Below are 16,353 nucleotides of genomic sequence, written 5' to 3' on the forward strand. Positions count from 1 at the left end.
GGGCAAGATTGCCCGCAGTCGAAAACCCGGATCGCTCCGGGCCTCTTGCTTTATAGACTACCAGGTCTTGCCCTTGGCGTTGGCCTGCTTCGGCTTACCCTTCTTCGCGGCGTAGGGCTTTGCCCCATCCTTGAACGGAGCCTTGGCGGCGTAGGGCTTTGCGCCTTCCTTGCGGGCTGGCTTATCGCCGCGGGCGGGCCGATCCGAGAAAGGACGCTCGGAGAAGGAACGCTCGCCTGCCGGACGGTCTTCGTTGAACCGCTTCTTCGGCTTGTCCTTGGTCCACTCGCCGCCACGCTCGCTGCGTGCTTCGCCACGAAACTCCTTGCGAGTATCATCGCGACCTTCTGAACGGGCGGGACGATCTTCATAGGAGCGCTTGGCAAACGGCTTGTCGTTGCTGCGGTTTTCGAACGGGCGGGAAAGATCCGGCACGCCATCCAGCTGCTTGACGCGAACGCCACGCTCCAGCGTCTTGTTCGGGCCGATGGCACCGAGGAAGTCATCCACCTGATCGGCGGCAATTTCCACAAAGGTCTCTTCCGGCTGCATCTTTATCGCGCCGATGCTGGCCTTGGTCAGGCTGCCATTGCGGCACAGCATGGGGATGAGCCAGCGCGGCTCTGCATTCTGCTTGCGGCCAACCGACAGCGAGAACCAGACGGCGGGGCCAAACTCGCCGCGCGGCGTGCGCGGTGTCGGCTCGAATTCCTGACGCTCGCGGCCACCTTCGCGAGGCTTGCGCGCATCCTTGCCCTGAACGGAGACCTCAATCAGATCCTCCGGAGCCGCATTGCGGGCGCGGTGAAGCGCCACCAGAGCCGTTGCCAGTCGCTCGGCGCCATATTGTTCAGCCAGCTTGGCGATCAGATCCTGCTCTTCCTCACGAGCCTCTTCCTGGAAGATTGCATCGTTGAGAAGGCGCTCCTGGTCGCGGGCGATGACTTCATCGGCGCTTGGCGGACGAACCCAGTTCGGCGTTACATCGGCACCGGCCAACAGACGCTCCGCCTTGCGGCGCTGGTTTACCGGCACGATGAGCGCGCTGATGCCCTTGTTGCCGGCGCGGCCAGTGCGGCCCGAACGGTGAAGCAGCGTTTCGGAATTAGTGGGCAGGTCGGCATGAATGACGACTTCGAGACCCGGCAGATCGATACCGCGTGCGGCCACATCGGTCGCGATGCAAACGCGCGCGCGGCCATCGCGCATGGCCTGCAGCGCATGGGTGCGCTCGTTCTGTGTCAGTTCGCCCGAAAGCGCTACGACCGAGAAGTTGCGGTTGCTGAGGCGCGCGGTCAGATGGTTCACATTGGCGCGCGTGGAGCAGAACACGATGGCGTTTCTGGCTTCGTAGAAGCGCAACACGTTGACGATGGCGTTCTCGCGGTCTGCGGGAGCGACGACGAGCGCACGATATTCAATGTCGGCGTGCTGCTTTTCTTCAGACGCGATCTGAATGCGCACGGCATTGTTCTGATACTGCTTGGCAAGCTTGGCGATACCGGAGGGAACGGTTGCCGAGAACATCAGCGTGCGGCGTTCTTCAGGTGCAGATTCCAGAATGAATTCCAGATCTTCGCGGAAACCGAGGTCCAGCATCTCGTCGGCTTCGTCCAGAACGGCGACGCGGATGTTGGACATATCCAGCGCGTTGCGGCGAATATGGTCGCAGATGCGGCCCGGTGTGCCGACAACGATATGGGCGCCACGTTCCAGCGCGCGGCGTTCGTTGCGGATATCCATGCCGCCCACGCAGCTGGCAATCACGGCGCCTGCCGGCTCATACAGCCAGTCGAATTCGCGCTTTACCTGAAGGGCAAGCTCACGCGTCGGCGCAATGATCAGCGCCAGTGGTGCTTCTGCACGGCCAAAACGCTCACCGTCATCCAGCAGGTTCGGCGCGATTGCGATACCGAACGCAACCGTCTTGCCAGAACCGGTCTGGGCTGACACCAGAGCGTCGGAACCGGACAGGTTTGGATCGAGCATGGCTTCCTGAACAGGCGTCAGGGTTTCATAACCGCGTTTTGACAACGCCTTGGCAATCGCCGGAACGGCGTTCTTCAGATCGGACATCACTTCTCTTTCGGAATGGGGATGAGCGCATTGGCGCGCCGCTGCCCCTAGATCGAGATCCGTTCTGAGTGCAGCGCAACATTGGGCTCTCCCTACTCATTTGTGGAGCAAATGTCAAAGCCGGGAAAGCGAGGTCTGCTAGAACCTTCTTGCATGGCTAATGCTAATATTTGCCAGATTCCTGCTCAGATCTGCCTATCGCCTCCCATGCAGACGATCTAGACTGGTTGCAAATCATTAGGAAAGCGCGCGCTCATGTCCTTCTTCCCCGGAAACGACCCCGAACCCGGCGATGCCTTTGCCTGCGATGCCATCGAAAACCTGATCATTCCGCGCTCCAGCGATATTGGCGGGTTTTCGGTGCGCCGTGCCCTGCCCACCCGCCAGCGGCGTCTCGTTGGCCCGTTCATCTTCTTCGACCGCATGGGACCGGCTGTTCTTCGTGCGGACGAGGCGCTGGATGTGAAGCCGCATCCGCATATCGGCCTCTCCACCGTGACCTATCTGTTCGACGGCGAAATCAAGCATCGCGACAGCCTCGGCACAGAACTCGTCATCCGCCCCGGCGACATAAACCTGATGACGGCAGGACGCGGCATCGTGCATTCCGAACGCACGCCGGAGAACCTGCGCGGCAATCCGCTTTCCATGTCCGGCCTGCAGACCTGGCTGGCGCTGCCGGACGACAAGGAAGAGATAGACCCGGCCTTTGCCCACACAGCCAAAAGCGACATGCCGCTGATCGATCTGGCGGGCATTTCGGGACAGGTGGTGATCGGCGCGCTGGACGGGCTGAAGTCCCCGGTCCACACCTTCACCGATACGCTTTATGTCGACCTGCGGCTGGAAGCTGGCCGCCGCTTCCCCTTCTCAGCCCTGCATGAGGAACGCGCGATCTATGTTCTATCCGGTTCGCTGGTGGTGGCGGGCGACCGGTTTGCGCAGGACCAATTGCTGGTTTTTCGCCCCGGCGACGAGATCACGCTGGAGGGCGGGCCGGAAGGCTGTCACATCATGCTGTTCGGTGGCGCGGCCCTGAACTCGAAACGCTATATCTGGTGGAATTTCGTGTCGTCTTCCAAGGAACGGATCGAGCAGGCAAAGGAAGAATGGCGCACCGGACGCTTCGATATCGTCCCCGGAGACGAAGAAGAGTTCGTGCCTTTGCCTTGAGCGGGGAATCCTATAGAAGCGCGGCAGATAACACTTGAAAAAGCCGCCTTTCCTCTCAATGTGAGAGAAAACGCAGGCTCCCGGACGCGAGAGCAGAAAAGGCCAGTTCCGTGACTTCTACCCCGAATACGCCCCTTCTGGACCAGGTGAACTGGCCCGCCGATTTGCGCAGGATCGACGATCGCGAACTGCCGCAACTCGCCCGCGAGGTGCGTGACGAGATGATTGATGCGGTTTCCAAGACCGGCGGCCATCTGGGTGCGGGGCTGGGCGTGGTGGAGCTGACCATCGCCATCCACAAGGTTTTCAATACGCCGGATGACCGGCTGATCTTCGATGTCGGCCACCAGTGCTACCCGCACAAGATCCTGACCGGACGCCGTGACCGCATTCGTACGCTGCGGCAGGAAGACGGCCTTTCCGGCTTCACCAAACGTGCGGAGAGCGAATACGACCCGTTTGGCGCGGCCCATTCCTCCACCTCCATTTCGGCAGGCCTTGGCATGGCGGTGGCGGCTGATCTTTCGGCCACGCCGCGCAACGTGATTGCCGTGATCGGTGATGGCGCGCTTTCCGCTGGCATGGCCTATGAGGCGCTGAACAATGCGGGCGCTCTGGATGCGCGGCTGATCGTCATTCTCAACGATAACGACATGTCGATTGCGCCGCCTACCGGGGCGATGAGCGCCTATCTGGCCCGCCTGGCCTCTGGCCGCACCTACATGGGCTTCCGCGAATTCGGCAAGAAGCTGACCGCCTATCTGGGCAAGAATGTCGACCGCGCCATTACCCGCGCCGTGGAGCATGCGCGCGGCTATGTGACCGGCGGCACCATGTTCGAGGAAATGGGCTTTTACCACATTGGCCCGATCGACGGGCATTCCTTCGAACACCTGCTGCCCGTGTTGCGCAATGTGCGCGACAATGCCAAGGGCCCGGTTCTGATCCACGTCGTGACGCAGAAGGGCAAAGGCTATCCCCCGGCGGAAGCGGCAGCCGACAAATATCACGGCGTCAACAAGTTCGATGTGATTACCGGCACGCAGGCGAAGGCGAAACCAAACGCGCCTGCCTATACATCCGTGTTTGCCGAAGCGCTGGTGCAGGAAGCAAAGCTGGACGAGAAGATCGTCGGCATCACCGCGGCCATGCCATCGGGCACCGGCCTCGACAAGTTGCAGAACCTGTTTCCCGAGCGCACCTTCGATGTGGGCATTGCCGAACAACATGCGGTAACCTTTGCCGCCGGTCTCGCCGCCGAAGGCTACAAGCCATTCTGTGCGCTCTATTCCACCTTCCTGCAACGTGGTTACGACCAGGTGGTGCACGATGTGGCGATCCAGGGTCTGCCCGTGCGCTTCCCCATTGACCGCGCCGGTTTCGTGGGTGCCGATGGTCCCACGCATGCGGGTTCGTTTGATACTGGCTTCCTCGCCTCCCTCCCCGGCTTCGTGGTGATGGCTGCCGCTGACGAGGCGGAGCTGAAACACATGGTGCGCACGGCTGCCGCCTACAATGACGGCCCGATTTCCTTCCGCTATCCGCGCGGCGAAGGCGTGGGCGTGGACATGCCGGAGCGCGGCGAAATTCTCGAGATCGGCAAAGGCCGCGTGATGAAGCAGGGTACGAAGGTTGCGCTGCTTTCCTTCGGCACACGCCTTGCCGACTGTCTGCTGGCGGCGGAAGACCTCGACGCCGCGGGTCTTTCAACCACGGTTGTGGATGCGCGCTTTGCCAAGCCGCTGGATCACGACCTCATCCGCCAGCTTGCCCGCCACCACGAGATTGTGGTGACGGTTGAAGAAGGCGCAATCGGCGGCTTCGGCTCCCAGGTCATGCACTTCCTCGCCAATGATGGACTGCTGGACAGCGGCCTCAAAATCCGTTCGCTGGTGCTGCCTGATCTCTGGATGGATCAGGCCAAGCCCGAAACCATGTATGCCAAGGCAGGGCTCGATCGCGCCGGCATCGTAAAAACCGTGTTCGATGCACTGGGCCGTGGGGCCAAGGTAGGCGCTGCCGGGTGAGGTCAACCTATTTTAATCGGATCAGAATTTAGGCAACGCGAACGACGGGTTTGGAACTTAGGTACCAAAGGCGGCGGGTTTAAGTTTCCCAGATTTTAGCAGAAATTGCAGCGTGTAAGCGACAGAAAGGGCGTCGTCCAACGCATCATGTCTCTTCAAATCTGGGTGCTCAAGACCGTAATAGCTTGCCAACTTGCTGCTGGGAGTTCTTGCCAAGTCCTCAAAAGGCATCCCAGCTGCAAGCAATAGTTTGACTGCGTTATCGAACCGGAACGCTGGAATAGGTGGTTGAATACCCTCAACGTAGCAACTGATTGCAACCATGTTGAGTTCGTCTTTTCCCCATGACCAGAAATTTGCGCCATCAGAAAAGCGGTCAAGACTATCCAGCGCTGCCGCTAGAGGCTTGCCGTCTGCGTTGATCTGCTCTTCGGTGATACCGGTCAGATCTGTGAAAAATCCGTCAATTGGATAACGAGCACCATGCCGGTCATGTGGCTTCACGTACGCTTTAAAGGTCTCCAATATCGGGAACCCATCATCGAGACCAATTTTCACTGCCCCGATCTGCGCAATGACGGGATCGGGATCAATAGCCGCGCACCAGAATCGGCTTTGGGAACCTTTGACGCAGAGAAACTCGCAATCGAATATGATAGCTGTTTTCACGCGTTTCTCCTCGCAGAAGTGATCTTACGAGGAAACTACTTGCATTTGTCGGCTTGGCAACGTCGGAGTTTTGCACCTAATTGCGGTATACTGACACTCCGTCGCTACTGCTGCAACGGCGGGTTTGACACCAGAAACAAGATATCCAGATCCTTTTCGGGCCAGAAATCGGTCTTCTCCAACACGAAGGTGGTGGGGCCGGTTTTTTTGATGCCATCGGCGCAGAGGCTGAGGTAATTGTCGGGCTTGCCCTTATCGATGGTGAGCTTGAACTTGGAGATCGAGCCGCCCCAGTTTGCGCCGGTTTTCAGCACGTAGGAGAGCCAGCTCTCCGTGTAGTAGGGTCCACCTGAGCGGGATGCCTTTTCCAGCTTCATCGCCGTCTTCAGAAAAGCGTCGTCGATGCAGTAACGGTCCTTGTAGCTCGCATAGGTCTCGTTGGTCTTGCCTTCGCTCAGGAACGATATGGCGACCGTGCCGCCGACGCTCGGCTTGTAGCGATGGCTGACCCGCACCGGCTTCTTGGCCGGGAAAGTGGTTTTCCAGTAATAGACCGATTGCAGGGTCCACATCGGCGTGTAGACAGTCTGCATCCCCTGCCCTGCATCGAAGGTATCGGCATAGACGAGGCCTTTGCTTTCCCAATCCTTCAGGGTTTCCGGCGGCAGCGCCTTCAGCGCTTCGAGCGTCTTGTCTGCATAGGGGCGGAACGGAACCTTGCTGGCTTTCAGCAGATCCGTGTAATCGACGGAGAGCGCGCTGACACGCTGCTGCAACTGCGGCGTGATCGCCTTGCCGTCCTGCGTCACGGAGAAGCCAAGGAAGTTATCGGTCTCGTAATCCGGGATTGCCACGTTGCTATCGGGATGGGCCGTAATATCCGGCATGGGAAAGGCGATGATGCTTTCGATATCCTTGTCGCCACTGTTCTGGAAGACATAGTCGACGCGCACTTCGTCCATGGAAAGGAACAGGTTTTCCTCGACCATCGAAACATCGGTACTGATGACATAGGCCAGGCCGCCCGTGCGCAGTTCCGCCATCGTATCATTGGCGAGCGCGGGTGCGGCCAGGCAAAGCGCCGCCACGGTTGCAAGAAGCAGATGTTTCATGATCGGGTCCCCTCAGATTACCGGGGAACTTAGCGCGGCATGGATTTTACCGGAAGGGCGTCAAATGCGAAAAAGGGCCGCTTTCGCAGCCCCTCAGACTGCTGACAATCTTGCCTACCAGCCGCGACGTCATTCTCGGCCTTGTGCCGAGAATCTACTGAAGTCCAATAAAATCAATCCGTTGTAGATGCTCGGGACAAGCCCGAGCATGACGGAAGACTGCGGAAAACCCTTTGTCAACACATTGAAGGGGCCGCTTTCGCAGCCCCTTCCGGATGTCTCATCCATGAGGATTGATCAGAACTCTTCCCAGTTATCCTGAGACGGTTTGGCCTGCGGTGCGCCGCCGCCAAATGCCTTGGCCAGCGTGTTGTGCAATGCATTGGCGGGCGAAGCTTTCGGGCGCGAAGTGGTTGTGGCCGCAACGGGACCACGGCCAATGGCGGGACGTGCAGCAGGCCTTGCCGCTGCGTGTGGCGCTGGCTGTGCCACAGATGCGGGCTTGGCGCTGGCGGCAGAAGCGCTCGCGTTGAAGGAAGAGCGCGCGGCACCGTTTGCAGGCGTTCCCAACTTGAACTGGCGCAGCAACTCGTCCAGCGAACTGGCTTCGCGGGCAAGCGAATGGCTGGCTGCCGTCTGCTCTTCCACCATGGCCGCGTTCTGCTGGGTGTTGTGGTCCATGGCGGAAATCGCCTGATTGATTTCCTGAAGACCAAGCGACTGCTCCCGCGTCGAGGTGACAATCGCCTTGATGTTGTCGTTGATTTCCTGAACCTCGACAACGATGGCCTGGAGTGCCTCGCCGGTTTCACCAACGAGCGCCACACCTGCATCCACCTGCTGGCTGGATGTGGTCAGAAGCGTCTTGATTTCGCGGGCCGCATTGGCGGAGCGCTGGGCCAGCTCGCGCACTTCCTGCGCAACGACCGCAAAGCCCTTTCCGGCCTCACCGGCACGCGCTGCCTCGACACCCGCGTTCAGAGCCAGAAGGTTGGTCTGGAAGGCAATATCATCGATGACACTGATGATATTGTTGATTTCGCTGGATGATTTGGAGATGCCCTCCATAGCGGATACGGCACGGCGCACGACTTCGCCCGAACGCTCGGCCCCCACGCGCGCCCGCTCGATGCGCTGGCCGACATCCTCGGCGCGCTTGGCGGAATCCTTGACGGTCGTGGTGACTTCCTCGATGGCGGCAGCCGTTTGTTCGACAGAGGCAGCCTGACGCTCCGTGCGCTTGGCGAGATCGTCCGTCGCGGAACGAATTTCGGCAGCACCGGCATTGATGGCAGAGGCGTTGTGACCGACGCTTTCCAGAGCGCCCTGGAGTTTTGCGAGCGCCTGGTTGAAGTCCACACGCAGGCGATCCAGATGATCGGCAAAGGGATTGTTGAGGCGGTAGGCGACATCGCCATCCGCCAGCTTGACCAGTCCTTCGGCCAGCGAATTCATGGCGAACTCGATTTCTGCCGTTTCGCGCGCCTTGCGGGCATCATTATCCTGACGCTCGCGATCCGAGGTCAGGCGGATACGGTCCGTTTCGGATGCAAGCCGCAGTTTCTCGACCGCCGCATCCTTGAACACGGCAACGGCCTTGGCCATCTGGCCCACTTCATCGCCGCGATCGAGTGCCGGAACCTTGATCTCATGGTTGCCGTTTGCCAGTTCCGTCATGGCGCTCGTCATGCCAACGATTGGCGTCACAATCGCGCGAGACAAGAGCCAGATGAGCAGCGTTGCAATGAGACCCGCTACGCCGCCACCGATAATCAAGGTCCAGAGAACGGCTTCATGAGCAGATTGCTGCTGTGCAATCATGCCGTTCTTGAAGGCCTGCGCCTCGGCGCGGACCTTGGCTGCTGCCTTTCGGAAATCTGCCAGCTGCGCGGTGCTTTCCCCAGCTTTTGTGTCAGCGACGGTGCCTTTGGCCTGGTAGGCCTTCACTTGCGGCTCGACCACGTCCTTGTTGAAGGCATCCGCTGCGCTGCGCATCTGCTGCAAGCCAGTCAGAATGCCTGTTTGCCCAACCGCCAGCTTTTGTACGGCATCCAGAGCCGCAATGGTCGCGGAACGCTGGGCGCTGATGCTGGCCAGCATTTCTGCATTGCCGGAGATAAGGTATCCGCGCAGAGCCAGAGCCTGTTCAAGCTGCGCTTCTGAAGCTGCAGCCACAATGGTGTCTGCCTCTTGCGCCACGACCAACGCACCGGACGCTTGCGACGATTTGAGGCCCTGCCAGTAGACAACGGCAGAGGCGCAGCCACAGACAAACATCAGGGCGAGGAATGTCGAAATGATTTTCTTACTGATGGACAGGTCTCGGAATGACATCGGGTACCGCTTTCGAACAGCAATATGCATAGCCTTACAGAATCGCAGTTGAGTTAATATTGCGTTGCTCTCTTCGCTCGAAACGATAATTGCCCGTCGGAAACCACGTGTTTCTACAGATACTTAAACAGACGATTTGAATAAAATGGCATTCGTCATTTTCAGGCCAGACTCGGGAATGCGGATGCAAGGTGCGAAAAGCCTTGCGTTGAACGAGCGCGAACGGCATGGACACAGCATGACAGCAAAGACATCACAGAAAGCGGGCGAGAGGCTCGACCAACTTCTCGTCTCACGAGGGCTTTTCGAAAGCCGGTCTCGCGCACGCGATGCCATTGCCCGTGGCACGGTGCAGGTCAATGGCGTGACCGTGACCAAGCCTGGTCAGGTGGTTTCGACCGACGCCGCGCTGGTGGTGGACGATCCGGCACAGGCCTATGTCTCGCGCGCGGCCCTGAAGCTGATCGCGGCGCTTGATCATTTCGGCATCGACCCGGCTGGCATGCGCTGTCTGGACATCGGCGCCTCCACCGGCGGCTTTACCGAGGTGCTGCTGGAGCGGGGCGCATCCCATGTCGTTGCCGTCGATGTGGGTCATGACCAGATGAACGAACGCATCGCCTCCGATGAAAGAGTAACCAATCTCGAAGGCTTGAACGCGCGAAACCTGACGCGAGACGATATCGGCGACGATGACATCCACCTCGTCGTGTCGGATGTCTCGTTCATATCGCTCAAGCTCGCCTTGCCGCCAGCCCTGGAACTCGCAGAGTCGGGCGCGCTGTGTGTGCTGCTCGTCAAACCGCAATTCGAGGCCGGACGTGAAAATATCGGCAAAGGTGGCCTCTTACGCGATCCTTCGTCCGCTCCCGCCATCGCGGAGAACCTCAAGGCATGGCTCGAACAGGACATGGGCTGGAAGGCTCTTGGCCTGATCCCCTCTCCCATTGCCGGTGGCGATGGCAATCACGAATATCTTCTGGCTGGAAAAAAGCCTGCCACCCCTTCGGAAACGACCGCATCATGAGCACCGAATCCTACACCATTACCTCACTCACCTCCAAAGGTATGGGCTTGGCCCATGCAGCGGATGGGCCGGTCTATGTGCCTTTCGCACTGCCGGGCGAAACCGTGGCGGTGGCGCGTGTGGGTAATGAGGGCACTGTCATTTCCTACGGCCCTCCCTCCCCCGATCGCATTCAGCCTGCCTGTCGTCATTTCGGGCCTGAAGGCAAAGGCGGCACCTGTGGCGGCTGTTCGCTGCAGCATCAGGCGAAACCCGCCTACAATGCCTACAAGCGTGATCTGCTGATCAACGCGCTGAAATCAAAGGGCATCGACGCGCCGGTTGGCGACCTGATCGAAGCACAGCCGCACCAGCGCAGGCGGCTGGTGTTTACGGTCCGGCGGCCGGAAAAGGCGCTTGTCATTGGTATCAACCAGGCGGAGACACATCATGTCGTGCCGGTCGAGGAATGTCCCATCGCGTCGGACGGCCTGATTTCGCGGCTGGACGCATTGCATATCATTGCGCGTGCAACAGGCCATGACATGTTCCGCATCACGGTGACGGAAACGCTGACCGGTCTCGATATTTCCATGGATGGATTACGTTCCGGCCTTGGCGAGCGTGAGCGGCGTGCCGTGACGGAGGCTGTCATGGGTCTTCGCGGCATTGCGCGCGTTTCGGCCAATGGCGAGATCGTGGTCGAGCCGCACAAGCCGCAGCTGGATTTCGACGGTGCCCGCGTCATCATTCCACCCGGTGCATTCACACAAGCCACGCGTGAAGCGGAAGAGGCCATGGCAAAGCTTGCCATCGAGCATATCGGCAAAGCCAAACGTGTGGCCGATCTCTTTGCCGGGATTGGTACCTTCGCGCTGAGAATTGGCCGCAAGGCAAGCGTTCACGCCGTCGAATCCGAAGAGCGGGCGGTCAAGGCGCTGGATCAGGCCGCGCGTATGACGCAAGGGCTGAAGCCCGTTACGGTGGAGAGACGCGATCTTTTCCGCCGCCCGATGACCCAGCAGGAACTCAAGGTCTATGACGCTGTAATTTTCGACCCACCCCGCGCCGGCGCCGAAGCACAAAGCGCGGAACTTGCCCGTTCACAGGTCAAGCGGATCGTTGCGGTCAGCTGCAATCCGCTGACGCTTGCACGCGATCTCGCCATTCTCACGAAGGGCGGCTATCGCATCAAGTCAGTGATCCCGGTCGATCAATTTCTCTGGTCACCCCATGTGGAAGCTGTGGCGCTTCTGGAAAAGTAACATTCCGCAGAAGCGCCTTTGCAAGGATCGATCAGAACTCTTCCCAGTTCTCTCCGGACTTGACTGCGGCGTTACCATGGAAGGCATGGGCGATCTTCGCCGTCATTTTCTTGACGGGCGGTGGCGCGACCGGGCGCGAGATGGCTGCGGCCTGGGCAATGGATGGTCCCGTGCGACGGGCCATCGGCTCACCACCGATCTTGAACTGGCTGAGCAGTGCGAACAGTTGCTCGGCTTCCCGCGCCAGAGCGTGAGAGGCTGCTGACGTCTGTTCAACCATGGCGGCGTTCTGCTGCGTGCCCTGATCCATCGTGTTGACTGCGGTGTTGATTTCCTTCAACCCCGTCGCCTGCTCACGCGAGGCCTCGACGATCGCGCCGACATTTCCGTCGACCTGCACGACCTGGCTGACGATCTCCTGTAGTGCCTTGCCCGTGCTGCCAACCAGGTTCACGCCATTCTTGACGTAATCATTCGAGGTATTGATCAGCGCCTTGATTTCCTTGGCCGCCGTTGCGGAACGCTGGGCAAGTTCACGCACTTCCTGCGCCACGACCGCAAAGCCCTTGCCTGCTTCGCCTGCACGCGCGGCCTCGACACCGGCGTTCAACGCCAGCAGGTTGGTCTGGAAGGCGATCTCATCGATCACGCCGATGATATTGCCAATCTCGCCCGCGGACTGCTCGATCTTGCCCATGGCTTCAACCGCCTGGCTTACGACATGGCCTGAGTTTTCCGCATGTTCCTTGGTGCGGCGTACCAGTTGACCGGCGTCCTGGGCACGCTGGCTGCTATCGGCAACCGTTGTGGTAATTTCCTCCAGTGCTGCTGCCGTCTCCTCGACGGAGGCCGCCTGCTGCTCTGTCCGCTTGGACAGGTCGTTCGAGGCAGACTGGATTTCCTGCGAAGCAGCGCTGATGGCGCTGGCGTTCTGCGCAATCGTCTGGAGGGCGGCACGCAGTTTCGATGATGTTTCATTGAAATCGACGCGCAGGGTTTCCAGCGCCGGAACGAAAGGAACGGCCAGCGCCTGGGTCATGTCTCCCTCCGACATGGCTTTCAGCGCACCGGCGAGTTGCTGGACATTCGATACCCGCTCGCTGACATCCGTGCCGAAGGCCACGATCTTGAAGACATTGCCTCCGATATCGGTGATCGAACTGTAGGACGCCTGCATATGGACCCGTCTGCCGCCCTTGCCGACAAACAGGAACTCGTCGCAGACATGATGGCCACTGGCCAGTCTGCTCCAGAAGCCCCGGTATTCTTCGCTGCTGGAATGCTGGACGTCACAGAACATGGAGTGATGCTTGCCCTGAATTTCTGACAGCTGATATCCAAGCGCGTTCAGAAAATTCTCGTTGGCCGTCAGGACCTCGCCGGTTGGCGAAAACTCGATCACGGCCTGCGCCTGACCCAATGCCTGCAGCTTGCCCTTGTCTTCCGAACGCCGAAGGTTCTGCTCGGTGATATCGGTTGCGAACTTGACGATCTTGTAAGGTTTACCGCCACGCATCACTGGATTATAGGATGCTTCGATCCAGATCTCGCTTCCATCCTTCCGGACCCGCTTATACTGGCGGCGGTCGAACCGACCCTGGGCAAGCCCTTCCCAAAGCTCCTGATAGGCTTTCGATGACGCGTCTTCCGGACGCAAGAAAATGCGGTGGTGCTTGCCGACGATCTCGGAAAGCTGGTAGCCGAGGGTGCGACAGAAATTCTCGTTTGCGCTGATGATGGTGCCATCCGGCTTGAACTCGATGATGGCCTGCGATCTGTTCATCGCCTCCAGTACTGCTTTTGCATCCGCGCTACCAATTCCAAACATCTTTTCCCCCGAAATTGCTCTTGGCCCGCTCCTTGCCCGTTGCTTGAACACAAGCGAAACACGGAGCCCGATGACGCAATTTGTCAGGCAAATAACTTTACGGTCGGTAAAGTTTTAATCGAAATATAAATTTCCGCTATATTTGGATATCTTCTGTTCTTTTAGATTATATATTTCTGTTATTCAAATAAAATCCTCGGTTTCAGCTGATCACCTGCGCGACACCAATGAGGGAAGATCGCAAGAAATTTGCCGGGGTGGCCCATCGTGCAGACAGCATCAGTTGGCGAGCTGAAGCGTTCCATTGCCGGTGACGCCATCGCAGCGACACCGTCCGCCGACGCGACCTTCCGTGGCACGGCAAACATTGGGATATTGCTGGCTGGAACTTTGCGGCTGCGGCACGACGCAGACGTAACGCTGCCTTGGTTTGTAGTCATTGCTGTTGTCCGTGCGCGTATTGACCCCGCCACCGCCGATCACCGTGCCGCCCTGCTGGGCGCCGGCAGTCATGGCACTGGCGAAGATGATGAGCGCTGCAGAAATCAAACGTTTCATGACAATCTCCCGAAAAGCTGTTTCCGACCCTGGAATCTCCGCCGTTAACCGGAGATGAACGTCTTGCCTGCGGATACGACAAGAGGCGCCGGAAGTTCCGGCGCCTCGTGAAGCGTTTCAAACGTTGTTAACAGCAAGTTATGCTGCGCGGCGCGAATGCCCGGTTGACGCTTGGCGATCATCGATCCGGAATTGCGCAATGAGGCTGTTCAAAGTCGCAGCCTCGCTGGCAAGGCCATGGCTTGCCGCCGTCTGCTCTTCGACCATGGCAGCATTCTGCTGGGTTCCCTGATCCATGGTGTTGACCGCCGTGTTGATCTCCTGAAGGCCAGTCGACTGTTCACGCGAGGCGGTCACAATAGCGTGGATATGCGTATTGATCTCCTGTACCTCCCGGACGATGACGGCGAGCGCCTCGCCCGTCTGGTTGACGAGATCGACACCGCCACGCACCTGATCGCCAGACGTGCTGATCAGTGCCTTGATTTCGCGCGCAGCCGTGGCGGAGCGCTGGGCCAGTTCGCGCACTTCCTGCGCCACAACGGCGAAGCCCTTGCCTGCCTCACCCGCACGCGCTGCCTCGACACCGGCATTCAAGGCCAGCAGGTTGGTCTGGAAGGCGATTTCATCGATAACGCCGATGATGCTGGAAATGGCTTCGGACGACTTCTCGATGCTCTGCATGGCCTCGACGGCACGCTGCACCACTTCGCCGGACTTTTCCGCACCGGAGCGAGCGCGTGTTACCAGATTGCCCACTTCTTCTGCCCGTCGCGCCGAGTCCTTCACAGTCGTGGTGATTTCTTCCAGCGCCGCTGCCGTTTCCTCGACCGAAGCCGCCTGCTGCTCGGTACGCCGCGCGAGGTTGTCCGCGGCGGAGCGGATTTCAGCTGCACCGTTATCAATGGCGCGCGCATTGCGGCCCACTGTTGCCATGGCATCATTCAGGCGTTCAACCGCTTCGTTGAAGTCATTGCGCAGCCGATCGAGATCGCCGGCGAAGGGCGTATTGATCCGACAGGTCAGATCACCATCGGCAAGCTGGCCGAGCGAGGTGGCAAGCGAGTTGACGACGAAGGCGATCTGTTCCGCCTCACGGGCCTTGGCAGCTTCACGCTGTAGTCGCTCTTCTTCGGTGAGCGAACGGTTCTCTTCCGCTTCCTTTTCGAGACGCGACTGCTCCATCATGCTGTTTTTGAACACCGCAACGGCTGCGGCCATCCGGCCGATTTCATCCTGACGCTCCGTGCCCGGGATCTCGACGGAAAGATTGCCCGCCGCAAGCTTGTCCATGCTGGCCGTCATGGCCGTGACGGGGCGCACGACAACGCGGGAAATGACGTAACCGAGCATGCCGGTCATCAGGAGAACTGCCAGCAGAGTGGCAACGGCACCGCCCAATCGCGCATTGACCAGAGATGCGAAGACGACATCCTTGTCGAACACGAAGCCCAGCTGCCATTTCACGTTGGGCAAACCCTGAACTGCGACAAAGCTGACCAGAACCGGCTTGCCGTTGAATTCTGCCTCGGCGAGCGCGGTTGTACGGTCCTTTACCGAAGGAAGAATGTCCGTCAGCGACTTGTTGATGAGATCGGCATTCGGATGCAGCAGGATCTTGCCGGCATCGTTCATCAGGAAAGCATGGCCCATGCCATTGAAGTCCAGCGACTTGATCTGGTTGACCAGCGTCTTCAGCGGGAAGTCACTGCCAGCGATGGCGATGATCTTGCCATCCTTGCGGATGGGCGCCGCAGACGTGATCGTCAATTCATTGTCGGAAGCCGACATGTAGGGTTCCGTCAGAATCGTCGCATTGGCAGCGAGAGCCGCCTTGTACCACGGGCGCTTGCGGGGATCGTAATCTGCAGGCACGGACTTCTGCGGCCAGTTGGTGAAGACACCCTGCTCATCACCGACATAGGAGCTGTTGAAGCCCTTCAGGGCTTCATTCTGCAGCATGGATCGGATCTGGTCCGGCGTCGAAAGCTTTTCCGCAGCAGACGCAATCATCTCCGTCAGGCGAATATTGGAGTTGAGCCAGTTGGTCATGCTCTCGCCTGCCAGCTTTCCGGCCACATCCACCTTCTGCTGAATGGCATCGTGCAACAGGTTCGACTGAACGCGATCGCCGTAATAGGCGAAACTGCCCAGAGCAACCACAACAACCGAGGTAGCGGCAACAAGTATACGCGTCATGAGTTTGGTATTTTTGAGCATCCCGATGCCTTCTTCTGTTTTTTTGCACGGCTTGTGTCCGCGTTCCTCGACCCAAAGGAACGCGCCTGGCTTGCCAACTATAAAA

At 59.2% G+C, this 16,353-nt stretch carries 11 protein-coding genes; 4 read left to right on the top strand and 7 right to left on the bottom strand.

The genetic code is table 11. The features are described from left to right. Positions 1–57: 57 nt before the first annotated feature. On the bottom strand, positions 58–2,076 hold the full coding sequence (locus tag ASD54_RS02800) for a DEAD/DEAH box helicase (RefSeq protein ID WP_062553045.1): 2,019 nt from the start codon (positions 2,074–2,076) through the stop codon (positions 58–60). A 255-nt stretch (positions 2,077–2,331) separates the two neighbouring features. Here ASD54_RS02800 and ASD54_RS02805 point away from each other — a divergent pair, with 255 nt between their 5' ends. Both ASD54_RS02805 and dxs read left to right on the top strand, forming a co-directional pair. Next, positions 2,332–3,249: a pirin family protein gene (locus ASD54_RS02805; RefSeq protein ID WP_062553046.1), complete on the top strand. Its 918-nt coding sequence runs from the start codon at positions 2,332–2,334 to the stop codon at positions 3,247–3,249. A 110-nt stretch (positions 3,250–3,359) separates the two neighbouring features. Next, positions 3,360–5,276 (top strand): 1-deoxy-D-xylulose-5-phosphate synthase, encoded by a 1,917-nt coding sequence (dxs, locus tag ASD54_RS02810; protein ID WP_062553047.1) that lies wholly within the window; start codon positions 3,360–3,362, stop codon positions 5,274–5,276. A 57-nt stretch (positions 5,277–5,333) separates the two neighbouring features. Here dxs and ASD54_RS02815 read toward each other — a convergent pair whose 3' ends face one another. From ASD54_RS02815 to ASD54_RS02825, 3 genes are all read right to left on the bottom strand, one after another. After that, positions 5,334–5,945 carry a 3'-5' exonuclease gene (locus tag ASD54_RS02815; RefSeq protein ID WP_062553048.1) on the bottom strand — a complete coding sequence of 204 codons (612 nt, stop codon included), beginning with the start codon at positions 5,943–5,945 and terminating at the stop codon, positions 5,334–5,336. A gap of 104 nt (positions 5,946–6,049) precedes the next feature. Further along, the gene (locus ASD54_RS02820) at positions 6,050–7,057 is read right to left on the bottom strand and encodes a DUF4424 domain-containing protein (protein ID WP_062553049.1); all 1,008 of its coding nucleotides are present in this window, start codon (positions 7,055–7,057) and stop codon (positions 6,050–6,052) included. A gap of 297 nt (positions 7,058–7,354) precedes the next feature. Next, positions 7,355–9,391: a methyl-accepting chemotaxis protein gene (locus ASD54_RS02825; RefSeq protein ID WP_062553050.1), complete on the bottom strand. Its 2,037-nt coding sequence runs from the start codon at positions 9,389–9,391 to the stop codon at positions 7,355–7,357. Positions 9,392–9,629: 238 nt separating this feature from the next. Between ASD54_RS02825 and ASD54_RS02830 the strand changes: the two genes are divergently transcribed. Beyond that, a complete protein-coding gene (locus ASD54_RS02830; RefSeq protein WP_062553258.1) occupies positions 9,630–10,418 on the top strand; it encodes a TlyA family RNA methyltransferase in 789 nt (262 codons plus the stop codon). Further along, on the top strand, positions 10,415–11,662 hold the full coding sequence (locus tag ASD54_RS02835; RefSeq protein WP_062553051.1) for a class I SAM-dependent RNA methyltransferase: 1,248 nt from the start codon (positions 10,415–10,417) through the stop codon (positions 11,660–11,662). Before ASD54_RS02830 ends, ASD54_RS02835 begins: the two co-directional genes overlap by 4 nt. Positions 11,663–11,693: 31 nt before the next feature. On the opposite strand, the gene ASD54_RS02840 is transcribed toward ASD54_RS02835, so the two are convergent. From ASD54_RS02840 to ASD54_RS02850, 3 genes are all read right to left on the bottom strand, one after another. Further along, the gene (locus ASD54_RS02840; RefSeq protein ID WP_062553052.1) at positions 11,694–13,490 is read right to left on the bottom strand and encodes a PAS domain-containing methyl-accepting chemotaxis protein; all 1,797 of its coding nucleotides are present in this window, start codon (positions 13,488–13,490) and stop codon (positions 11,694–11,696) included. Positions 13,491–13,769: 279 nt separating this feature from the next. Then, a complete protein-coding gene (locus tag ASD54_RS02845; protein ID WP_062553053.1) occupies positions 13,770–14,048 on the bottom strand; it encodes a hypothetical protein in 279 nt (92 codons plus the stop codon). 138 nt (positions 14,049–14,186) lie between these two features. Then, entirely contained in the window at positions 14,187–16,268 is a 2,082-nt protein-coding gene (locus tag ASD54_RS02850) for a methyl-accepting chemotaxis protein (protein ID WP_062553054.1), read from the bottom strand. Positions 16,269–16,353: the final 85 nt, after the last annotated feature.

The organism is Rhizobium sp. Root149 (genome assembly GCF_001427345.1).
Lineage (GTDB): Bacteria > Pseudomonadota > Alphaproteobacteria > Rhizobiales > Rhizobiaceae > Neorhizobium > Neorhizobium rhizoryzae.